Below are 22329 nucleotides of genomic sequence, written 5' to 3'. Positions count from 1 at the left end.
ATACTTAATTATCAATATATTAATAAGTATTGCCAATAATTAAATTTTCATGAAAAATATATAAGTTAAAATTATATATTCAATCCATAATAGATAATGGATAAATTCTAAACAAATTATAGATTTTATAATGAATGTAATTCATTGTAACATATATAATAAAAAAATAATTTACTATATTGTATAAAATAAAAAAAATTGGTAAGAATTAAAGATGATAAAAATATTTTATGACAAAAGAAGGAAAATAAAGAAAAGTATAGAATTAGTTTATAGGTTAATATTTACTAAAAGCTAATTAGCATAAAGATGTGGGGGGAGATTTAATGTATCTAGAGTTTTATAAAAATGAAGACAAGTTAATTGTTAAGTTAACAGGAGAACTTGATCATCACAGTGCAGAAGAAGTAAGAAATAAAATTGACGATAGAATTGCAAGAAATGGATCTAGTAAGGTTATATTAGACTTTACAAATGTAAATTTTATGGACAGCTCTGGTATTGGCGTAGTTATAGGAAGATATAAAAAGCTTTCTATGAAAAAAGGAGAAATATGCATTGCAAGTGTTCAGGAATCCGTAAGGAGAGTATTTGAACTTTCTGGAATGTTTAAGATTATAAAATTGTACGAAAGTGTACAAGAAGCAGTTGAAGTTATTTAGAAGTTAAAGTATTTTAACATAGAAATAATATATAAATATAAAATGTAATTATTTTATACGGGGGGATTTTAATGTGCGATAATATGATGAAAGTAGAATTTTTGAGTAAATCTCAAAATGAAAGCTTTGCAAGGGTTGCAGTAGCAGCATTTGCATCCCAGCTGGATCCTACTATCGAGGAAATCACAGATGTGAAAACGGCTGTTTCTGAAGCTGTTACAAATGCAATAATACACGGATATGAGGATAGTAGAGATGGAATAGTTGAGATTAAAGCAGAGTTAAACAAAAATGAAATTACTATAATAATTATTGACCATGGTTGTGGCATTAAAAATATAGAACAAGCTAGGGAACCGCTTTATACATCAAGGCCGGATCTTGAAAGGTCTGGTATGGGATTCACTGTAATGGAAACTTTTATGGACGATGTTGAAGTAGAATCTAATGAAAGTGGTACTAGAATACGTATGAAAAAGAAATTCAATTCTGTGGAATAGATAAATTTTAATTTTTTATAATGAGAGGAGGGAAAGAGCAGATTTTAGCTTAAGGGATATGGTGAGAGATGAGATGAAAAAAGAAGGTTATGATTACAATGAAAATGTAAAACTTATTGCTGAGGCTCAAAAGGGAGATAAAAATGCATTAAATAAGCTTATAGAAAACAATCTACCCTTAGTATCAGCTATCAGTAAAAAGTTTTTGAACAGAGGGTATGAATACGATGATATCTTTCAAATAGGTTCTCTAGGACTCGTTAAGGCAGTCAATAATTTTGATTCAAAATTTAATGTTAAGTTTTCTACTTATGCAGTACCTATGATAATGGGAGAAATTAAACGATTTCTAAGAGATGATGGCATAATTAAGGTTAGTAGAAGTATAAAGAATGCAGCTAGGAAAATTCACTACGATAAAGAAACACTTACTAAAAAATTGAGTAGAGACCCTACTATTGAAGAACTTTCTAAATTTTCCGGTATGAATGTAGAAGAAATATTATTTGCTACAGAGTCTGCAAATAATCTACAGTATCTATACGATGTAATTCATCAAGATGATGGTTCACCTGTTATGCTTATAGATAAGATTAGTCAAAATGCTGAAGAAGATATTAAAGTGGTAGATAGAATAGCCTTAAAGGATGCTTTAAGTAATCTAGATAAAAAATCAAGGCAGGTTATCATGCTAAGGTATTTTAAAGATAAAACTCAAGTACAAGTTGCTAAAATGCTTGGCATAAGTCAGGTACAAGTATCACGAATAGAGAAGAAAGTATTGAAAGTAATGAAAGAAAAACTTAGTGGATAGTATGAGAAATCATGCTATCTTTTTTATTTATATGTTTAAAAATATATTAAATGCAAATAATATTTTTGAAGATGGTTTATGAAGGGAGCAAAAGGCATGGCAAAACAGGAGGATAAAATAAAAGAAAAATTTCATAGAGTGACGAAAGAAAGTTCACCTAAGTCAAAGATATATAAAAATTGTATTTGCGCTTTCCTTGTAGGAGGAGTTATTTGTGATATAGGTCAATTTTTTTACAATTTTCTTATCAGTATGGGTATACCAACAGATGATACTCTTATATGGGTAACTATTATCATGATATTTATAGGATCCCTGTTAACTGGAATTGGAATTTATGATAAATTGGCAAGTTTTGCTGGAGCGGGAACAGTAGTACCCATTACTGGATTCGCAAACTCTATAGTTTCTCCAGCTATTGAGTTTAAAAAGGAAGGGTATATTCTTGGAGTAGGTGCAAAGATGTTTACTATAGCAGGGCCAGTTTTAGTATATGGAATAACTTCTTCGGTAATAGTTGGTATAATATATTATTTTATAAAGTAGGTGATTGGTTTGGGAAAAAGAATAGGAAAACAGACAATAAAAATTGAAAGTAAACCTAGAATAATTTCCACCTATTCTGTAGTCGGTCCAAAGGAAGGAGCAGGACCTTTAAGAGATTATTTTGATTTAATATTAAAAGATGATTTAAACGGCCAAAAAAGTTATGAAAAAGCAGAAAGCAGTATGCTGCATAGTGCTATTACAGAATGCATAAAAAAAGCAGGTCTTACAGAGCAGGATATAAATTATTTATTTGCAGGAGATTTATTAAATCAGATTAGTTCTTCAAATTTTGCGGCAAGAGATTTAGACATACCTTTCATAGGATTGTATGGAGCATGTTCTACAATGACGGAGTCTTTAAGCATTGCTGCTATTTTTATGGATGGAGGCTATGCTAATAATGCAATAGCTGCTACGTCTTCGCATTTTTCAGCAGCTGAGAGGCAATTTAGATACCCTCTTGAATATGGAAGTCAAAGACACCCTACGGCACATTGGACTGTAACTGGAGCCGGTGCAATGCTGCTTAGTAAAGAAGGAAATTTTCCATATATAAGATATATTACTACAGGTAAGGTTAAGGATTATGGCATTACAGATGCAAATAATATGGGAGCAGCTATGGCTCCAGCAGCTATAGATACAATTAAGCAGCATTTTAAGGATACTGGAACAACTCCAAAGGACTATGATTTAATAGCCACAGGTGATTTGGGTAAATATGGAAAAGTAATAACAGAAAAATTACTTAAAGTTTATGGATATGATATAAAGGATATATATATGGATTGCGGAGATAAAATCTATGGAGGAGATGAAGCTGCTAATGCTGGAGGAAGCGGTTGTGGTTGTTCTGCTGTGGTAGATTGTGGGTACATATATAAGAATATGTTAAGCGGAAAACTAAAGAGGGTACTAATATTATCTACCGGAGCACTTATGAGTACTACCTCAAGCTTACAGGGTGAAACTATTCCGGGAATAGCTCATGCTGTATCAATAGAATTTGGAGTGTGATATTTATGATTATGGATTATTTGTGGGCGTTTATTATTGGAGGAATAATGTGCGTAATAGGTCAGATACTTATGGATAAAACCTCCCTTACTCCAGCTAGAATACTTGTAAGCTTTGTTACTATAGGCGTAATTCTTGGAGCTCTAAATATTTATGATGTAATTGTTGATATTGGAGGAGAGGGTGCTAGGGTTCCTTTGCCTGGCTTTGGATATGTTCTTGCTAAGGCTACTATGAAAGAAGTGGATTCAAAGGGACTTATAGGAGCGTTTATTGGAGGAATAAGGGGATCTGCTGGTGGTGTGGCTGCATCAATAGTATTTGGATATGTAATGGCATTGATCTTTAACCCTAAAACTAAACAATGAACAATTTAAGAAAGAGAGTGATTATAGTTACAGATGGTGATAGAATAGCAAGAAAGGCAGTTGAAACAGCTGCTGATAACATTCATGGAAGATGTATTTCCATGTCAGCAGGTAATCCTACAAGTTTAAGCGGTAGTGATATAATACAATTAATAAATATAGCAAAGTATGATCCTGTAATTGTAATGGTAGATGATAGAGGTAACACTGGTAAGGGAAAAGGCGAAAGGGCTATGGAGTATATTATTAATAGCAAGGAAGTTGAAGTGATGGGTATAATTGCTGTGGCATCTAATACTTTTGGAGGAAGAGGAACAAAAGTAGATTTATCGATAGACAAATTTGGAAATGTAGTTAGCTCTGCTGTAGATAAACATGGAAATAAATTAGACAATAAAATTTTAAAAGGGGATACCGTTAATTCAATAGATGATTATTCTAAACTATTTACAGTGGGAATAGGGGATCCAGGGAAAATGGACGATTTGGATAGTATAGAATCTGGATCGCCAATAATTACAAAGGCATTAGAGAAGATAATATCAGAATATAAAAGAACTAGAGCTTAGAATTCTAAGCTCTAGTTCTTTTATTTTGCATTGCTATTTGTTTTGTTATTACTAGCATTACCTGAATTACTACTAGTATTGGTATTATTAGATTTATTATCAGTATTATTTGAATTATTTGTTTTATCGTCACTTGTATTCTGTTTACCTTGATCAGTTTTTGATGGAGTAGTAGCATTTCCGGTAGTATTGCTGCCAGAAGTAGGAGTAGTCTCTTTAGTATTAGAACCATTAGGTTTTTGAACCGGTATAGTTTCAGTGTTATTATTTGCTCCATTGCTATTAGTATTATTATCTTTTGATTGATCAGTAGTGTTTGTGCTGTTAGTAGTATTAGTAGTATTTTGATTTTGTTTATTCTCTGGCACAGGAGTATTTACATCTTTTGATGTATCCTGAGAATTTTTTTCAGTTGTATTAGTAGAGTCAATAGTTGGCTCAGTACCATCTAAAAATAATTGATTATTTAAATCCGTTATACCCTCAGGCCTTTGTAAATCTTTTACAGGAAGGTTTTTTGTAGCTTCCTGCATAATTAGTCCCCATACCTTTGCAGAAGTATAACTACGTGCAGGAGATTCTGATTGATCATCATTTCCAATCCAAACGGCACCAGAGTAATAAGGAGTAAGTCCACAGAACCAAACATTTCTATTATTAGTACTAGTACCAGTTTTACCAGCTACAGGCATATCTCCATAATTAGCAGCATGGGCTGTTCCACCTTGCCCTACTACAGGTCCCTTTAGTAAATCGTACATTATATAAGCAGTTTGTGGTGAAATTATCTTTTTAGGTGAAGCCGAAGTTTCTAATATATTATTTCCATTTTTATCTACCACTTTTGTATATAATCTAGGAGGAATATAAAGTCCACTGTTACCAAAGGTACCATAGGCAGAGGCCATAGTAGTAGAATTACTACCATAATTTAATTGGCCAAGGGCTATAGCCGCCATGGCTGTGGGTCTCTTATCCTCAGAATTTAATGTTAAACCAAATTTCTCACCATAAGCGGCACCGGTAGTTACTCCTAATTCATTTTCTACCTTTACTGCAACTACATTAACAGAACGTGTAATAGCATCGCTTATAGTTGTAGGACCGCCATATGAATTATCGTCATTGTGAGGCTGATAACCACTGTATTTACTTGATATACTTGAAGATAGAGGACTATCATCCACAACAGTTCCAGCAGTTACAACTTTGTTTTCTATAGCAGGAGCATATACTGTAAGTGGTTTAATACTAGAACCAACAGCTTGATGGAAACTTGCACCATAAGCTCTATTATAAGAGCCTGGTGGCTGGGTGCCTCTTCCGCCTATTAGTGCTTTAACTTCACCAGTACGATAATCTACTATGCTAGCTGCTGCTTGAGGTTCTACTAGACCTCTCCTATCTTTTGTAGATATAAAACCATAGGATGAATCATTATCTAAAACTTTTTTAGTTGCATCTTCAAGATTCCTATCCATAGTAGTATATATTTTTAGGCCACCATCACTAAGTAAATTATTAACTTGCTCATCAGTGTAATTATATTGAGCTTTTAAATCAGTTTTAACCTGCTCCATTGCTGCAGAAGAAAACCATTGATAAGTATAAGTGCTACTGTTTGAACCCTGATTAAAAGCTAATTTATTATTATCTAAATCCGTAAGGGCATTGGAATAATCAGCATCACTTATATAATTATTATCATGCATTTTCTGCAGTACTGTTTTTGTCCTATTTAGATAAATAGACGGATTCTTTTGTGCATAGGATGAAAACGGATAATAGGCTGATGGACTTTGTGGAAGTCCTGCTATAAAGGCACATTCAATAAGATTTAAATCCTTAACATCTTTATTAAAGTATTGTTTTGAAGCTGCCTGAACTCCATTTGCCTGACCACCCAGATATATTGTGTTCATATATGCTTCTAATATTTGATCTTTAGTCAGATTCTTTTCAAGCTCAGTGGCAAGATAAGCCTCTTGAACCTTTCTTTTCCATGATATTCTATTTTGAAGCGAGTCAGTTAAAAACATTCTCTGTTTTATAAGCTCTTGAGTTATGGTAGAAGCTCCTTGAATACCACCGTTTTCCTTTAGAACTTTATTTTTTATATTAATAAGCATAGCACCAGCAATTCTTTTTATATCGATTCCATTATGTTGATAGAATCTTTCATCTTCTATACTTATAAAAGCATGCGACAAGTTTTGTGGTATAGAATCCATATGTACTACAGTCCTTTTTTGTGTGGTTATGACTGTATCCATAATTTCATTTTTGTCATCATATAGTACAGAGGGCTGATCTAAATTTAATATTGTGCCGTTTACGTCTAAAGATGGAGCAGTTTTTATCATAGCTAGACCTACACCTAGACCTGCAACGGAGCCTATAACTATTATACAAAGTAAAGTTATAAAAAATATTTTAAATGCTTTTACAACCGGATTTTTTTTCTTTTTTTGTTTTAAATTTTTTTTATTGTTAGTAGTAGATTTATTACCACTACTACCTGTACTATTTGCCATAAATTATCCTCCTTAAACCATAGCTAATGCTTTAACATTATAGCATAATATTGAGTATTATTAAAATCTCAGTGGCTATAGTTTTGATTGTTTTATCATATTTAATAGTTTATTAATAAATAAATTATTATGATTTAAACATTTATTTATTTCATCTTACAAATATATATTTTTTATTTATCATTATATACCAAAAAATGTAATTATTCCACTAGAATTTCATACATATTTATATAAGGCATGTGAAAATAAATAACAAGTCAAAGATGCGAGGTCTATTTTGAATTATACAAGGAAATAGGTTCTGATGATAGTGGTGCTATCAGAAGGTTCTGTTGACGTAGTAGGATTCAAAATAGACTAGCATACTGACTAGTTATTTATTTGAATATGCCTAAGGACAAGATTAAGGGGTGGTTAAAATACATACTAAAACAAAGATAAAGATATTAATGGTGTTAATAGGTGTATTGGTTTTATTCAATATTTTTCTATATAAATTAAATAGTGTGATAAGTCCAACTGTTGTAAGTATAGCAGATGAAGAAATAAAGAAAAGAACCATAGAGATACTAAATAAAGCTATATTAGAGGAATATAGTGATAAATTTAACTACGATCAGGTTATAAAAGTACAAAAAGATTCTGAAGGAAACATTATAATGCTTAGAGCGGACACATTAAAGATGAATCAAATTGCTTGCGAAGTTGCTATAAAAGCCCAAGAAGATCTGAAAAGTTCAGGGAGTATGGATATAAAGATACCTATTGGATATATTTTAAAAAATAATATAATATCTAATATAGGGCCTAAGGTAACAGTAAGAGCTCAGCCAATTGGGAGCATTGATACGGAATATTCATCTAAGTTTCAAAGCGAGGGCATAAATCAAACTAAACACAGTATATACATAAATGTAAAGACAAATGTTAGAGTGGTTTTTCCAACCAATATTAGTAAATTAGAAGTAAAAAGCCAAATACCATTGGCTGAAACTATTATTGTGGGAAAGGTACCTAGTACTGCACTGCAATTTGATTTACAAAGAGCTGGATTTGATTTGCCTGCCCAAAAATAATGTGGCATATATGTTATTTAGGCATGTGAAAATAAATAATAAGTCAAAGATGCGACGTATATTTTGAATTATACAAGGAAACAGGTTCTGATGATAGTGGTGCTATCAGAGGGTTCTGTTAACGTAGTATGATTCAAAATAGACTAGCATACTGACTAGTTATTTATTTGAATGTGCCTTAGGTATGAAAAACTTATTGTATTTACAATAAAGGTCTTATAGTATAAAATTATAAATAAATTGTCAAGTAATAGCAGATAATATAAGGAAGATGAAAAGAAATAATAAATGAAATAATAAATGAAAATAGGTAGCATACTGACTAGTTTTTCTTTACTATGACTAAGTAGAAAATGAGGGTGGTAAATATGATTTTAGGCAACGTTCAAGGAGTAAAGAACTCTTTATTGCAAAGACTAGAAGAAATATATGAAATTAAGATTCCTAAATATAATATTATAACAGAAGAAATAGCTGAAATAATGAGCTATGTTACAGGAATTATAAATAGAGAAATAAGTGTAGCTATTGATAGACGAGGAAAAGTTATTAGTGTAGTAGTAGGTGATAGTTCCACCGTTGAATTACCTTTAATTGATATAAAGGAGAGAAAGCTTGCGGGAGTGAGAGTAGTTCATACTCATCCAAGCGGCAATTCTAGATTATCAATGATAGACATATCAGCTCTTATAAAATTAAAGTTGGATTGTATGGCAGCTATAGGAGTAAGAGATGGCGATATTACAGATATTACACTAGGATTTTGCACTGTATACAATGATGTACTTAAACCAGAAATAGTTGGACCGATGAGCCTAAATTATGCTATGGATTTTGATCTTACAGACAAACTAAAATACATACAAGACACAATAAAAAGTGAAAACATTATAGAAGATAATAGTGAAAGAGCAATTCTTGTGGGTATAGAGAATGAAGAAAGTCTTGAAGAATTATCTGAACTGGCTAGAGCTTGTGATGTACAATGTCTATATTCTGTGCTGCAAAAAAAGGATAAAATTGATACAGCTTTGTATATAGGAAGTGGAAAAGTAGAGGAGATTGGCCTTATAAAGCAAGAATTGTCTGCAAACTTGATTATTTTTGATGATGAACTTGCAGGTTCTCAGGTTAGAAATTTAGAAGAAGCTTTAGGGGTAAAAGTAATTGATAGAACTACTTTAATATTAGATATATTTGCTAAAAGAGCAAGGAGCAAGGAAGCTAAGATTCAAGTTGAACTTGCTCAATTAAAATACAGAGTTACTAGACTTATGGGACTTGGTAGTGTTCTTTCAAGAACTGGCGGAGGTATAGGTACTAAAGGACCAGGGGAGAAGAAATTAGAAATTGATAAAAGACATATAAGGGAAAGAGTTTATGATCTTACAAAAGAACTTGAAAAGGTAAGAAAGAACAGAGAAGTACAAAGAGAAAAGAGAACTAATGAAAATATACCTAAAATTTCTCTTGTAGGATATACTAATGCAGGAAAATCAACTTTGAGAAATAAGCTTTGTACTATGGCAGCGCCTAGGGATTCAGTGAAAAAGGAAAGTGTATTTGAAGCAGATATGCTATTTGCAACTTTGGATGTAACTACGAGAGCTATAATACTACCGGATAGTAGAATTGCAACTCTTACTGATACAGTAGGGTTTGTAAGAAAACTTCCACATGACCTTGTGGAGGCATTCAAATCAACTTTAGAAGAAGTGATTTATTCTGATTTACTTTTACATGTAGTAGATGTTTCTAATGAAAATGTTATTGAACAAATTGAAGCAGTTGAAAATGTATTACAGGAGCTAAATGCTAGTGACAAGCCTATTATGCTAATATTAAATAAAATAGATAAAGCAGAAGAAGGCAAGATTAATTTTATAAAGGAAAGGTATAATACCTATAAGATTGTTGAGATATCAGCAAAAGAGGGTATGAATTTAGAACTTTTATTACAAGAAATATGTAAAGAATTACCTAATAGCTTGAAAAAAGTAGAATATCTTATACCCTATGTGGAACAAAGTGATGTAGCTTATTTGCATAGACATGCAAGGGTTGAAAATGAAGAATTCTTAGAAAATGGAACAAAGATAATTGCAGAAGTAGATGATAAGACTTATAACAAATATGTAAAATATGAAATTTAGTTATTAGTTATATGAAAAGAAATGAAAAATAATAACCTAGTATATTAACTGGACATTTATTTAAATATGAATAAGGCATATGAAAATAAATAGTAAGTCAAAGATGCGACGTATATTTTGAAGTCTACAAGGAAACAGGTTCTGAGGATAGTGAGCTATCTGAGGGTTCTGTTGACGCAGTAGGATTGAAAATAGGCTAGCATACTGACTAGTTATTTATTTGAATGTGCCTAACATTTAAAGAAGGTGAAAAGATGATAAAGACTATTATACAATATCAAAAAGTATTTAATGATATAGTTGAGAAATTTAAAGAAAATGAAAATATTTTAGCTGTTATGGTATTTGGAAGTATGGTTTCAGGAGATTTATGGGAAGAATCTGATATAGATTTACTTGTTATAGTAAAAGATAAGTTAGATGATATGGCTAATATATACGTAGAAGAAGATCATATTTCAGTACATATTAAATTGCTAAATAGAGAGAAGTTTATATATAGAGAAAATACTAAAGGTGATTTTTTGCATAGAGTTTTATCAGTATCTAGGTTGGTCTTTTCAAGGGATTTAGATATAACAAGTAAATATGATAATGGTAGATACTATCCTGATATGGAAAGAGGAATATGGGATCTTGTTTATAGTGGCAATCTTATAAAATCCTTAGGCATTTGTAGAAAGCACATAAGTAATAATTCCATATACATATGTTATAGTATTGCCATAAGATGTGCTGAAGAATTTGCTAAACTTTATGTTAACTATTCAGGCTATATGATAAGCAATAGTGCTATGGACATGGCACTAAACATGAATGATGATTTTAAAGAGTATGTAGATATGCTCTTTTTTAATAAGGATAATGTGGAAGAATCGATAAAAAATATAGTTGATTATATTGAAGAAGAATTAAATAAGAATATAAGGAATATTACTTCTCTACTATTAAAGTATATGAGAAATAAGGATTGCTTTTTTAGCGCTGAGGATATGAGAAAAGATAAATTATTCAGAAATTATAATATAAATTTTGAAGATATATTAAATAAATTATATGAACTAAACACAATAAAGAGAGATAATAGGAACTTTAAAACTGAAAATGGAAAGACTCTTGTAAATGAAAATGTATATTACATATAATTTTGGAGTGATTTGATATTGGAAATATATAGAACTGTATTCAACGAAGAAATAACCAAATATATGCAGATTGCAAGACATATAAAAAAGTTAATAGATAAAGGAGTAATAAAAGATGGAGAAAAATTACCATCAATAAGAAAATTGGCTTCCTTTTTATCCGTTAATAATGATACTATAATAAATACCTATAAAAAGCTTCAAGATGAAGGATATGCTCTTCAAAAAATGGGAAGTGGTACTTATGCTAAGAAGAAAGAAGATAATAGGAGATTAAAAAAAGACTACAATGATACTTTTAAAAAGATAAGAGGAGAAACTTCAAATGGATATATAGATTTTGCAGGGGAAACCTCTTGTAATGTTTTTTTCCCAATAAGTAACTTTAAAGAAGTTATTAATGAGGTTATAGACAGAGACGGTGTTGATGCACTGATTTATCAAGAAACCTTAGGCTTTGAAGGACTTAGAAAAAGTATAAGTAAGTACTTTTGGAATAGCAATTTGGAAATTGAAGATGTGCTTATAGTATCAGGAGCACAACAGGGAATAGATATTATATCTAAGTCAATAATTAATGTCAATGATAATGTAATAGTAGAGAAACCAACCTATAATGGTGCACTCTTCGTTTTTAAATGGAGAGGAGCAAATATATTTGAAATAGACATGGAAAATGATGGAATAAACTTAGGAAAGTTTAAACAGGTATTAAAAAAGAATAGGATTAAATGTTTCTATACTATGAGTTATTTTCAAAATCCTACTGGAATGACTTATAGCAGAGAAAAGAAAAAGGAAATACTTAAACTAGCGAAAAAGTACGATTTTTACATAGTAGAAGATGATTATCTTTCTGAACTTATTTATAACACAAACATAAAGTATGAAAGTTTTAGAAGCTTAGACAAAAATGATAGAGTAATATATATAAAAAGTTTTTCAAAAATATTTTTACCAGGTATAAGACTAGGATATCTCATATCTCCAAGGGAGATTAGAGAACAAATAGAAAGCTCAAAAGTAAACACTGACATATCTACATCGAGTCTTATGCAAAGAGCTCTAGATTTATATATAATAAAAGGATATTGGAAAGAATACATAAACAAATTAAGAGAGATATATATAAAAAGATATGTTTATATGGAAAGTTGTATTTATGATATTTTAAAGGACAAGGTAAGTTTTGAAAGCCCAGGGGGAGGTTTTAATTTTTACTTAAAGATTAATTCAAATATTTCTATAAATTCAGATAAGTTATTTTATGAATGCAAAAGAAATAAGGTGCTTATCTCCCCAGGAGTACTATTTTATAGAAATAAAGATGATGGACTAAAATTTTTTAGATTAGGATATTCACAGACTGATGAAAATGAAATGAAAAAAGGTATAGAGATTATAGATAAGATACTTAGAAAATATGAATATAAATGATAAGACATATGAAAATAGACTAGTATACTGACTAGTTATTTATTTGAAGATGCCTTATATTAACTAATAGAGAGTGATGAAATGTATAGCGGATTGATAAATTTTAAGTGGGAAAATATTGATAACTACACAAGTGAGCAAATATCATATTTTTTATTTTTAGAAGGTAAGTCTATGGATGTTATAAGTAAGATAAGAAATATTGATAGGGAGACAGTACAAAAACATATTATTGATGGAAAAATAAAATATAGATTTTTAGCAAAGAGTAGAAATCCAAAAGAACTTTTATCTAGTATTGCAAGAGCTGGTAAATATGATAAAATATCCTTGATTTCTAATATAGATAAGGAAAATAAAGATTCACTACTTACCTATATAAGAGAAAAATATGTTGAAATGCAGGGAAAAGATAAAGAAACCGCTATTTGGATTTTGGGAGAATTAAAAGACAATCAGGGTAAAGATATTCTCATAAAGGCATCTGTACATAAATATGTAAATGTTAGGAGAATGGCTATTTCAGCTATGGGAAAAATAAACGATTCTACTTTTGAAAGTGCACTTTTAAGAGCTCTAGAAGATATCAATCCACAAGTAATTTCTTATGCCATAAGAGCATTTATAAAAATGAATAGCAAAATTGCTGTAAGTAAGATAAAATATATAAAACAATCTACAGATAAAGACTATTTAAAAAGATTGTGTGATGAATATTTTAATATTGTAGGGCAGAATTGACTTTTAGGAGATGTTTTAAATGAGTTATTATACAATAAAAGATGAGTCCAGTTGTCAGTTTGAAGAAAAAAAGTCAACTTTTATAAGTAATATTAAAAGAGTTTATAATGAAGAAGAGGCAAAAGACTTTGTACAGGAAATAAAAACTAAATATAAAGATGCTAGACATAATGTATACGCCTATGTAATTGGAGAAAAAATGAATATACAAAGGTACAGTGATGATGGAGAACCACAGGGAACAGCGGGAATTCCTATGCTTGAGGTAATAAAGAAAAGTGAAGTAACAGATGTAGCAATTGTAGTTACAAGATATTTTGGAGGAATACTCCTTGGAACAGGAGGACTTGCAAGAGCATATTCAAAAGGAGCATCTTCTGCCATTAAAGAGGGGAAAATTGTATTGAGAGTTAAGGGCAAGCCTCTTTTTATCACTGTAAATTATGATTTTTTAGGAAAAATTCAGTATTTGTGTGAAAAGAAAATGTGGTATTTAGAAAATACTGAGTATACGGACAGAGTAAAATTAACTATATATTTTGAAAATGAAGTTATAGACAATGCCAAAAATACTTTTACAGAGGCTACTTCAGGAAGCTGTGAGTTTTCAGAAGGTGAAGAGACCTATTATTTTAAAATAAAAAGTAGATTATTTTTAGAATAAAAAGGTATTTTTAATTTAACATAAAATATTTTTTGTGTTATAATATTAAAGATTTGATTAAATATTATAATGATTTGTATAAATACATATATAGTGTTATGTTAGGAGGGTTTTTATGTCAGGACATTCAAAGTGGCATAATATTCAAGCTAAAAAAGGTAAAGCAGATGCTCAAAGAGGTAAGATATTTACAAAGATAGGGAAAGAAATAGCTGTTGCAGCTAAAGATGGTTCTAACCCAGATACTAATGCAAAATTAAGAGATGTTGTAGCTAAAGCAAAGGCCAATAATATGCCTCAAGATACAATAACAAGAGCAATCAAAAAAGGAGCTGGGGAATTAGAAGGAGTAAACTATGAAGAAATAGTTTATGAAGGCTATGGACCAGCTGGAGTTGCAATTATAGTAGATGTTTTAACAGATAATAAGAACAGAAGTGCAAGTAATATAAGATATATTTTTGATAGAAATGGTGGAAACTTAGGAGCAAATGGATGTGTATCATTTATGTTCCAAAGAAAAGGACAAATCATTATTGAGAAAAAAGATGGATTAGATGAAGATGAAGTTATGATGGCAGCATTAGATGCTGGAGCAGAGGACTTTAATGCTGAAGAAGAAATTTTTGAAATAACAACAGCTATGGAAGATTTTTCTTCTGTGAGAGAGGCACTTGAAGAATCAGGTTATGAGTTTATGTCTGCTGAACTTACTATGATTCCAGACACATTAACAGAATTAAACATGGAAGATGCTGAAAAGGTTCAAGATATTATAGATAAACTTGAAGATGACGATGACGTTCAAGATGTGTATTCAAATGCTGAGTTCCCAGAAGAATTTGAGGGATAGAGACTATTAAATAACACTTCTATATAGATGTAAAAAATCTAATATAGAGGTGTTATTTTTTATTATAATATTTTAGAAAATCATATAAGGCATATTCAAATAAATAACTAGTCAGTATGCTAGCCTATTTTGAATCCTACTGCGTCAGCAGAACCCTCAGATAGCCCACTATCCTTGGAACCTACTTCCTTGCTCAATTCAAAATATTCGTCGCATCTTTGACTTACTATTTATTTAAATATGCCTTAAATGTACCCATACATTTTGTAAATATATTAATTGCACTTATAATGGTTATTGTAATTAATAATAAAAAACAAAGATTTTATTATATAGATTTGGGCCTAAATCTCTAGACGGTATCTTTGTATCTAATTAGGGGGATTTTAATATGGGTAAATATGAAATAAATAAAAATTTAGCTCAAATGCTAAAGGGTGGAGTAATAATGGATGTTGTGAATCCAGAGCAGGCAGTAATAGCAGAAAAAGCAGGTGCATGTGCTGTTATGGCTTTAGAGAGAGTACCTTCTGATATAAGAAAAGAAGGTGGAGTAGCTAGAATGTCCGATCCAAAGATGATAAAGGGAATACAGGAAGCAGTATCCATACCAGTAATGGCAAAGGTTAGAATAGGACATTTTGTGGAAGCTCAGATATTACAGCAATTATCAATAGATTTCATTGATGAAAGTGAAGTACTTACTCCAGCTGATGAAGCTTATCATATTAATAAATGGGATTTCAATGTTCCATATGTTTGCGGTGCCAGAAATTTAGGAGAAGCTTTAAGAAGAATTGGCGAAGGTGCTGCTATGATAAGAACAAAGGGTGAAGCAGGAACAGGTAATGTAGTCGAGGCTGTAACACACATGAGAACTATGGTGGACGATATTAGAAAAGTAAAGAATGCACCAAAGGAAGAACTTATGTCTATTGCAAAGGATTTTGCAGCACCTTATGATCTTATAGAATACGTATGGGAAAATGGAAAACTTCCAGTAGTTAATTTTGCAGCAGGTGGAATTGCTACACCAGCGGATGCGGCACTTATGATGCAATTAGGAGCAGAAGGAGTGTTTGTTGGTTCTGGAATATTTAAGTCTGAAAATCCAGAAGAGATGGCAAAAGCTATTGTTTTAGCAACTACCTACTATAATGATCCTAAAGTACTTTCAGAAATATCAGAGGGACTTGGAGAAGCCATGCATGGTCTTGAATTAAATGAAATTAAAGATAGATATGCAGAAAGAGGCTGGTAATATGAAAATTGGCATATTATCACTTCAGGGCGGAGTTGAAGAGCATGTAACACATATACAGGCTCTTAAGCATGAAGCTGTAGAAGTAAAAAAAGAAGAAGATTTAAATGGACTAGCCGGCATAATACTTCCAGGAGGAGAGAGTACAACTATTGGTAAACTTCTAAAGGATACTAAAATACTAGATCCTTTAAGAGAAAAAATACTTAATGGGTTACCTGTTTGGGGTACTTGCGCGGGTATGATACTTTTAGCAAAAAATATAGAGAATTGGAATGATAAATATCTTCAAGTGATGGATATAAGCGTAAGAAGAAATGCCTATGGAAGGCAAAAGGATAGTTTTGAAACTGAAGTATTAGTAGAGAAGGTTTCAAAAGATAAAATACCTTTAGTTTTTATCAGAGCACCATTTATTACAAAACTAGGTGAAGATGTAGAGTGTGTATTTAACTTGAATGGAAATGTGGTAGCAGCAAGAGAAAATAATATGCTTGTAACATCCTTTCACCCTGAGTTAACAGATAATCTGGATTTTCATAGATACTTCCTATCCATGTGTAAATAGATGTAAGAAAATTAATTTTAGGCATATGAAAATAGACTAGCATACTGACTAGTTATTTATTTGAATATGCCTTAAGAGTAAGTCCTAAAAGGTAATTTACATATGAAATTTATAAATAGGTATTTATAATTATAATATAACACTATACTAAATTTACATAGGTTTAAATTTGATAGTGTTATATTAGTTTAAATGGTTTTTCCAAGATTTTTATGTTAATAAAAATTTTAAAATATATTGCAATTTATTTAACAATATGATATTATGAAAACGTAATCAAGTTATGGATTAATATATTAATCCTAAGTTGTGATTAAATTAAATATTATTGCGTGTTACTGATTCGATCAGGCATGAGCAATGGTAAATCTTATAATTTAATATTTATTTGCAATAGCGTTTTATTTTAAAAAGCTATTATTATTTTTAATTTGTATGTAAAAATATAAATTTGAAATTTCGTGATATTGCAAATAAATGTTAGTTTTTAGATTGCCTTGCTCATGCCTTTTGTATTTTAGTAATAATTAAAATTAGGAGGGAAAAATTATGTTTAAAAAATTTTTTGGTGTTTTACAACAAATTGGTAAAGCTTTAATGCTTCCAGTTGCAATTTTGCCAGCAGCAGGATTGTTACTTGCCTTCGGTACTATGTTTCAAGAAAAACAGTTTTTAAATGCTGTGCCAATACTAAATGTAGCTTGGTTTCAGAGTCTTGCTATAGTAATGAGTCAGGCAGGAGGGATAATTTTTGATAACCTTGCCATATTGTTTGCAGTGGGTGTTGCGGTAGGACTTGCTGATGGTGATGGTGTTGCAGGACTTGCAGCCATAGTTGGTTTCTTAATAATGAATAAAACTATTGGAGTAGTAGTAGGAATTACACCAAATATGATTGATGCCGCTCATCCTCAATATGCATCAGCTTTAGGTGTTCCAACACTGCAAATGGGTGTGTTTGGTGGTATTATAATAGGTATTATTGCTGCACAGGCATATAAAAAGTTCTTTAAAATAGAATTGCCTTCATACTTAGGTTTCTTTGCAGGAAAAAGATTTGTTCCCATAGTTACAGCAGTAGCCGCTATTGTTGCAGGTCTTGCACTTACTCTTATTTGGCCTCCAATCGGAAGAGGATTGAATGCATTTTCACATAATATGATAGATGCAAATCCTACTATAGCAGCATTTTTATTTGGTGTAATTGAAAGAGCACTAGTACCTTTTGGACTTCATCATATATGGTACAATCCATTTTGGTATCAATTTGGTGAATATGTAAATAAAGCAGGACAATTAGTTAATGGGGATCAGAAAATATTCTTTGCCCAATTAAAAGATGGTGTTCCATTTACAGCTGGTACTTTTACTACTGGTAAATTCCCATTTATGATGTTCGGGTTGCCAGCAGCAGCATTAGCTATTTATCATGAAGCAAAACCAGAAAAGAAAGCACTTGTTGGTGGTATAATGGCTTCAGCAGCACTAACATCATTTTTAACTGGTATAACAGAACCACTTGAATTTTCTTTCTTGTTTGTTGCTCCAGTGTTATTTGGTATTCACTGTGTATTTGCTGGACTCTCCTTTATGACAATGGAAATTCTAAAGGTTAAGATAGGTATGACTTTCTCTGGTGGTGTTATTGACTATTTACTATTCGGAGTAATACCTAATAGAACAGCTTGGTGGTTAGTAATACCTGTAGGATTAGTATTTGCAGCAATCTACTATTTTGGATTTAGACTTGCAATCAGAATCTTTAATCTTAAAACTCCAGGCCGTGAAGATGATACAGAGGATTCAGTTGGTGGAGTTACTGTTACAGGTGATGAACTTGCTTACGGAGTATTAAAGGCCCTTGGTGGAAAAGAAAATCTGGATAATTTAGATGCCTGTATAACTCGTTTACGTGTAATTGTTAAAGATAGTAAAAATGTTAATAAGGATCAGCTTAAAAAATTAGGTGCAGCAGGAGTTATGGAAGTCGGTAATAACATTCAGGCAATATTTGGACCTAAATCCGATCATCTTAAAGGTCAAATAAAAGATATCATTAGTGGAAAAACTCCTGTTCCTATGGAAAAAGAAGAAACACTTAAGAAACAAAACGTAGATTTAAGTGATGCATCTAGTATAGTTTCACCACTAGATGGGAAAATAGTAAGTATCACAGAAGTTCCAGATGAAGTATTTTCTCAGAAGATGATGGGAGACGGTTTTGCCATTGAACCATCAAATGGTGAGTTAGTTTCACCGGTTAATGGAACTGTAACTACCTTATTCCCAACTAAACATGCTGTAGGCATAACTGCAGAGGATGGATTAGAACTTTTAGTACATTTTGGTATGGATACTGTTAATCTTAAAGGCGAAGGCTTTACTGCACTTGTTGAACAAGGTGCAAAGGTAAAAGTAGGCCAAACAATTTTAAAAGTTAACATAGATGAAGTCAGGACAAAGGTTCCATCTATAATTACACCAGTGGTATTTACAAATTTACCAGAAGGTAAAACTGTAGTAATTAATGAGGGTACAGAAGTTAAACGTGGACAAAAAGGTATAGTAACAATTAAGTAATAAGATAGTATAAAATAAGGCATATGAGAATAAATAGACTAGCATACTGACTAGTTATTTATTTGAATGTGCCTAATGCTCTTTAACAAAAGGTTAGAGAGCATTATTTTTAATATTTGAAGATGCCTAGCAATATACTTTATAATTCTATTAAAGGTACATGTTCTAAAACTGTTGCATATATAAGTATTAGATGTATGTAATTGTTTAAGGGGTGATTCCTTTGTTAGAAATAATAGTGCAATATATATTACTAGTAGCTATAGTTCTAGGAATTTCATATTTTGTATATCTATTAAAAGAAAAGGATGCTAAAGTCAAAGAAGACTATTATGGTATAACCTATACTCTCTTAACACTACAAGGGGATGAAGCTACAGAAGAAAATATAAAAAAGATCCTTAGAGCTATAGGTGAAGCTGTAATTTTTGTTGAAGAAAATTTTAAAACAGACTATAATAATATAAAAGAAGAAAAGGCACTGGTAATTGCAAAAGAATTAATTGGTAATTTAGATTTAAAAAGTAGTATTAATGACAAAACTATTAAACATATTATAAAGTTAATTTGTGCAATATTACCTTCTGCTAATAAAAAATCAATTTAAATTTAGGCATATGAAAATAAATAACAAGTCAAATATACTAGTATACTGACTAGTTATTTATTTGAAGATGCCTTAATATAAAAAGTAAGAAAACCGAAAGTATTCGGTTTTTTTACTATTAGTAAAGAAATACTTTACCTTAGAAGATAAAATTATTAAAATAGACTAGCACACTGATTAGTTATTTATTTAAATGTACCTAAGATTCATAAGGTTAGTATATAATCAACATCTGCTAAAATGGAGGAAATTTTTATGACTTTAGATAATAATGAAAAACAAGATTATGATGTATTATCCCTTACGTCTCTTGAAAAACTAGAACCAGTAAGAATAAGACCAGGTATGTATATAGGTTCTACTGGAACTAAGGGACTTCACCACTGTATTTGGGAAATACTTGATAATGCTATAGATGAGATATCAAATGGTTTCGGAAATAAGGCCAGTATAATATTAAATTCAGATAAAAGTTTAACTATTTCTGATAATGGAAGAGGAATACCTACAGGTATTCATCCTATCAAGAAAAAATCAGGGGTAGAAATGGTGTATACAGAACTTCATACTGGAGGTAAATTTGATAATAAGAACTACAAGACTTCCGGTGGACTTCATGGTGTTGGTGCAGCAGTAGTCAATGCTCTTTCAGAATGGCTTGAAGTTAAAGTTAGTCAAAATGGTCATATATATAAACAAAGATTTGAATATGCCTTTGATAAATCTCTTGATAAATATATGCCAGGTACACCAGTAACAAAGCTTAAGATGTCTGGAAATACTAAGGAAACGGGAACCACAGTAACATTTAAACCTGATAAAAGAATATTTACCTCTACAGATTTCAAATTTGAGGTAATAGATGAAAGACTTCAGGAATTGGCTTTTCAAAACAAGGGCATAACACTTGAATTAATAGATAATAGAAAAGAAGAACCTATTAGTAAAGTATATCATTCTGAAAGGGGACTTCTAGATTTTATAGATTATTTAAACGAAAGTAAAACCCCTCTTCACAAAGATCCTATTATCTTTGAAGGAGAGAGGGAAATTAGTAAAATATATATGCAAGCTGAAGTATGCATGCAGTTTACGGATTCAACTACAGAATATATAGCGAGCTATGTAAATAATATTCCTACTACAGAAGCAGGAACACATGAAACTGGTTTTAAAACGGGAATGACAAGAGCTTTTAAAGAAGGAGCTAAAAAGTTAAACCTCATAAAGGAAAAGGATAAGGAATTTGATGGGGACGATTTAAGAGAAGGAATGACAGCCATAATAAAAATAAAATTGTCAAATCCAATTTTTGAGGGACAAACTAAGACAAAGCTCGGAAATAGTGAAGCAAATACTATGATGAATGACCTTGCCTATACAAAGATTGTAGAGTGGATTGAAGACAACAAGGAGTTGGCAGCATCAATTATAAATAATGCAATGCAAGCTTTTGCAAGAAGAGAAAAGATAAAAAAGATAAATGAAGCAGAAAAAAAGAAAATTGGAAAAGGTGCAGCTCCTCTAGCCGGGAAGGTAGCAGTTTGTACTCTACGAGATTCTTCTGTAACTGAATTTATAATAGTTGAGGGAGATTCTGCCGGTGGAAGTGCAAAGCAGGCCAGAGATAGAAGATTTCAAACAATCATGCCTTCTAAGGGTAAGATTATGAATACAGAAAAACAAAAGCTAGAAAATGTACTTGCTAGTGAGGAACTTAAAATTTTTACGGCTGCCGTAGGAACGGGAGTATTAGATAATTACAAGGAAGATTATCTTAAATATAATAAAATTATAATAATGAGTGATGCAGATGTGGATGGATACCATATAAGAACTCTATGGATGACATATCTTTATAGATACATGAGACCTCTTATTGCAAATGGTCATCTATACATTGCTTTGCCACCACTTTATAAAGTGTATAAGCAGAATAAAAATGGAGAAGTTGTAAAGTATGCTTACTCTGACGATGATTTAGCAGAAGCAAAAAAACAGGTAGGAAGAGGTGCCTTAATACAGAGGTATAAAGGGCTTGGGGAAATGAATCCTGATCAGCTTTGGGAAACTACATTAAATCCAACCACTAGAACACTTCAAAGAGTTACTATCGCAGATGCTTCAAAAGCAGAAAAAATGGTATCGCTTTTAATGGGAGATATAGTGGAACCTAGAAAAAATTATATGTATAAATACGCAGAATTCTAATGGAGGTTACAAGTTAA

The 22329-nt window shown here is 31.2% G+C and carries 20 protein-coding genes; 19 read left to right on the top strand and 1 reads right to left on the bottom strand.

Going from position 1 to position 22329, the window contains the following annotated elements; translation table 11 throughout:
- The first annotated feature begins 326 nt into the window (after positions 1–326).
- From spoIIAA to spoVAEA, 7 genes are all read left to right on the top strand, one after another.
- Positions 327–662: an anti-sigma F factor antagonist gene (gene spoIIAA, locus RH99_RS05340; RefSeq protein WP_010234977.1), complete on the top strand. Its 336-nt coding sequence runs from the start codon at positions 327–329 to the stop codon at positions 660–662.
- A 71-nt stretch (positions 663–733) separates the two neighbouring features.
- On the top strand, positions 734–1162 hold the full coding sequence (spoIIAB, locus tag RH99_RS05335) for an anti-sigma F factor (protein ID WP_010234975.1): 429 nt from the start codon (positions 734–736) through the stop codon (positions 1160–1162).
- 58 nt (positions 1163–1220) lie between these two features.
- Complete coding sequence (sigF, locus tag RH99_RS05330; RefSeq protein ID WP_010234972.1) at positions 1221–1976, top strand: RNA polymerase sporulation sigma factor SigF; 756 nt, start codon at positions 1221–1223, stop codon at positions 1974–1976.
- A gap of 96 nt (positions 1977–2072) precedes the next feature.
- The gene (gene spoVAC / locus RH99_RS05325; protein WP_010234969.1) at positions 2073–2522 is read left to right on the top strand and encodes a stage V sporulation protein AC; all 450 of its coding nucleotides are present in this window, start codon (positions 2073–2075) and stop codon (positions 2520–2522) included.
- 9 nt (positions 2523–2531) lie between these two features.
- On the top strand, positions 2532–3542 hold the full coding sequence (gene spoVAD, locus RH99_RS05320) for a stage V sporulation protein AD (protein ID WP_010234965.1): 1011 nt from the start codon (positions 2532–2534) through the stop codon (positions 3540–3542).
- Positions 3543–3553: 11 nt separating this feature from the next.
- Positions 3554–3910 (top strand): stage V sporulation protein AE, encoded by a 357-nt coding sequence (gene spoVAE, locus RH99_RS05315; RefSeq protein ID WP_010234964.1) that lies wholly within the window; start codon positions 3554–3556, stop codon positions 3908–3910.
- On the top strand, positions 3907–4479 hold the full coding sequence (gene spoVAEA / locus RH99_RS05310; RefSeq protein ID WP_035776522.1) for a stage V sporulation protein SpoVABEA: 573 nt from the start codon (positions 3907–3909) through the stop codon (positions 4477–4479). Before spoVAE ends, spoVAEA begins: the two co-directional genes overlap by 4 nt.
- A 20-nt stretch (positions 4480–4499) precedes the next feature.
- Here spoVAEA and RH99_RS05305 read toward each other — a convergent pair whose 3' ends face one another.
- On the bottom strand, positions 4500–7013 hold the full coding sequence (locus RH99_RS05305) for a transglycosylase domain-containing protein (RefSeq protein WP_010234962.1): 2514 nt from the start codon (positions 7011–7013) through the stop codon (positions 4500–4502).
- A 413-nt stretch (positions 7014–7426) separates the two neighbouring features.
- Between RH99_RS05305 and yunB the strand changes: the two genes are divergently transcribed.
- The 12 genes from yunB to RH99_RS05245 all read left to right on the top strand — a co-directional run bounded on the left by yunB (position 7427) and on the right by RH99_RS05245 (position 22312).
- Positions 7427–8092 (top strand): sporulation protein YunB, encoded by a 666-nt coding sequence (gene yunB / locus RH99_RS05300; protein ID WP_010234961.1) that lies wholly within the window; start codon positions 7427–7429, stop codon positions 8090–8092.
- Between the two features lie 368 nt (positions 8093–8460).
- Positions 8461–10245 (top strand): GTPase HflX, encoded by a 1785-nt coding sequence (gene hflX / locus RH99_RS05295; protein WP_010234960.1) that lies wholly within the window; start codon positions 8461–8463, stop codon positions 10243–10245.
- Positions 10246–10499: 254 nt separating this feature from the next.
- Entirely contained in the window at positions 10500–11390 is an 891-nt protein-coding gene (locus tag RH99_RS05290; protein ID WP_010234959.1) for a nucleotidyltransferase domain-containing protein, read from the top strand.
- A gap of 18 nt (positions 11391–11408) precedes the next feature.
- Positions 11409–12827, top strand: a complete 1419-nt coding sequence (gene pdxR / locus RH99_RS05285; RefSeq protein WP_010234958.1) for a MocR-like pyridoxine biosynthesis transcription factor PdxR — start codon at positions 11409–11411, stop codon at positions 12825–12827.
- Between the two features lie 81 nt (positions 12828–12908).
- The gene (locus tag RH99_RS05280) at positions 12909–13568 is read left to right on the top strand and encodes a HEAT repeat domain-containing protein (RefSeq protein ID WP_010234957.1); all 660 of its coding nucleotides are present in this window, start codon (positions 12909–12911) and stop codon (positions 13566–13568) included.
- 19 nt (positions 13569–13587) lie between these two features.
- Positions 13588–14232 (top strand): YigZ family protein, encoded by a 645-nt coding sequence (locus RH99_RS05275; protein WP_010234954.1) that lies wholly within the window; start codon positions 13588–13590, stop codon positions 14230–14232.
- 115 nt (positions 14233–14347) lie between these two features.
- On the top strand, positions 14348–15085 hold the full coding sequence (locus RH99_RS05270; protein WP_010234952.1) for a YebC/PmpR family DNA-binding transcriptional regulator: 738 nt from the start codon (positions 14348–14350) through the stop codon (positions 15083–15085).
- A gap of 391 nt (positions 15086–15476) precedes the next feature.
- Positions 15477–16346 (top strand): pyridoxal 5'-phosphate synthase lyase subunit PdxS, encoded by an 870-nt coding sequence (gene pdxS / locus RH99_RS05265; protein ID WP_010234951.1) that lies wholly within the window; start codon positions 15477–15479, stop codon positions 16344–16346.
- Position 16347: 1 nt separating this feature from the next.
- Positions 16348–16914 (top strand): pyridoxal 5'-phosphate synthase glutaminase subunit PdxT, encoded by a 567-nt coding sequence (gene pdxT, locus RH99_RS05260; RefSeq protein WP_010234949.1) that lies wholly within the window; start codon positions 16348–16350, stop codon positions 16912–16914.
- Between the two features lie 549 nt (positions 16915–17463).
- Complete coding sequence (gene ptsG / locus RH99_RS05255) at positions 17464–19494, top strand: glucose-specific PTS transporter subunit IIBC (protein ID WP_010234947.1); 2031 nt, start codon at positions 17464–17466, stop codon at positions 19492–19494.
- A gap of 223 nt (positions 19495–19717) precedes the next feature.
- Positions 19718–20101 carry a hypothetical protein gene (locus RH99_RS05250; protein WP_010234944.1) on the top strand — a complete coding sequence of 128 codons (384 nt, stop codon included), beginning with the start codon at positions 19718–19720 and terminating at the stop codon, positions 20099–20101.
- A gap of 255 nt (positions 20102–20356) precedes the next feature.
- Positions 20357–22312 carry a DNA gyrase/topoisomerase IV subunit B gene (locus RH99_RS05245; protein WP_010234942.1) on the top strand — a complete coding sequence of 652 codons (1956 nt, stop codon included), beginning with the start codon at positions 20357–20359 and terminating at the stop codon, positions 22310–22312.
- Positions 22313–22329 lie beyond the last annotated feature (17 nt).

The organism is Clostridium arbusti SL206 (genome assembly GCF_000246895.1).
Taxonomy (GTDB): domain Bacteria; phylum Bacillota; class Clostridia; order Clostridiales; family Clostridiaceae; genus Clostridium_I; species Clostridium_I arbusti.
This window is presented reverse-complemented; position numbering and strand designations above follow the sequence as displayed.

Excerpts from the sequence above, each read along its gene's own strand:
- spoIIAA (WP_010234977.1), top strand. The coding sequence starts at position 327 with ATGTATCTAGAGTTTTATAAAAATGAAGACAAGTTAATTGTTAAGTTA.
- spoIIAB (WP_010234975.1), top strand. The coding sequence starts at position 734 with ATGTGCGATAATATGATGAAAGTAGAATTTTTGAGTAAATCTCAAAAT.
- sigF (WP_010234972.1), top strand. The coding sequence starts at position 1,221 with ATGGTGAGAGATGAGATGAAAAAAGAAGGTTATGATTACAATGAAAAT.
- spoVAC (WP_010234969.1), top strand. The coding sequence starts at position 2,073 with ATGGCAAAACAGGAGGATAAAATAAAAGAAAAATTTCATAGAGTGACG.
- spoVAE (WP_010234964.1), top strand. The coding sequence starts at position 3,554 with ATGGATTATTTGTGGGCGTTTATTATTGGAGGAATAATGTGCGTAATA.
- spoVAEA (WP_035776522.1), top strand. The coding sequence starts at position 3,907 with ATGAACAATTTAAGAAAGAGAGTGATTATAGTTACAGATGGTGATAGA.
- RH99_RS05305 (WP_010234962.1), bottom strand. The coding sequence starts at position 7,013 with ATGGCAAATAGTACAGGTAGTAGTGGTAATAAATCTACTACTAACAAT.
- hflX (WP_010234960.1), top strand. The coding sequence starts at position 8,461 with ATGATTTTAGGCAACGTTCAAGGAGTAAAGAACTCTTTATTGCAAAGA.
- RH99_RS05290 (WP_010234959.1), top strand. The coding sequence starts at position 10,500 with ATGATAAAGACTATTATACAATATCAAAAAGTATTTAATGATATAGTT.
- RH99_RS05280 (WP_010234957.1), top strand. The coding sequence starts at position 12,909 with ATGTATAGCGGATTGATAAATTTTAAGTGGGAAAATATTGATAACTAC.
- RH99_RS05275 (WP_010234954.1), top strand. The coding sequence starts at position 13,588 with ATGAGTTATTATACAATAAAAGATGAGTCCAGTTGTCAGTTTGAAGAA.
- RH99_RS05270 (WP_010234952.1), top strand. The coding sequence starts at position 14,348 with ATGTCAGGACATTCAAAGTGGCATAATATTCAAGCTAAAAAAGGTAAA.
- pdxS (WP_010234951.1), top strand. The coding sequence starts at position 15,477 with ATGGGTAAATATGAAATAAATAAAAATTTAGCTCAAATGCTAAAGGGT.
- pdxT (WP_010234949.1), top strand. The coding sequence starts at position 16,348 with ATGAAAATTGGCATATTATCACTTCAGGGCGGAGTTGAAGAGCATGTA.
- ptsG (WP_010234947.1), top strand. The coding sequence starts at position 17,464 with ATGTTTAAAAAATTTTTTGGTGTTTTACAACAAATTGGTAAAGCTTTA.
- RH99_RS05245 (WP_010234942.1), top strand. The coding sequence starts at position 20,357 with ATGACTTTAGATAATAATGAAAAACAAGATTATGATGTATTATCCCTT.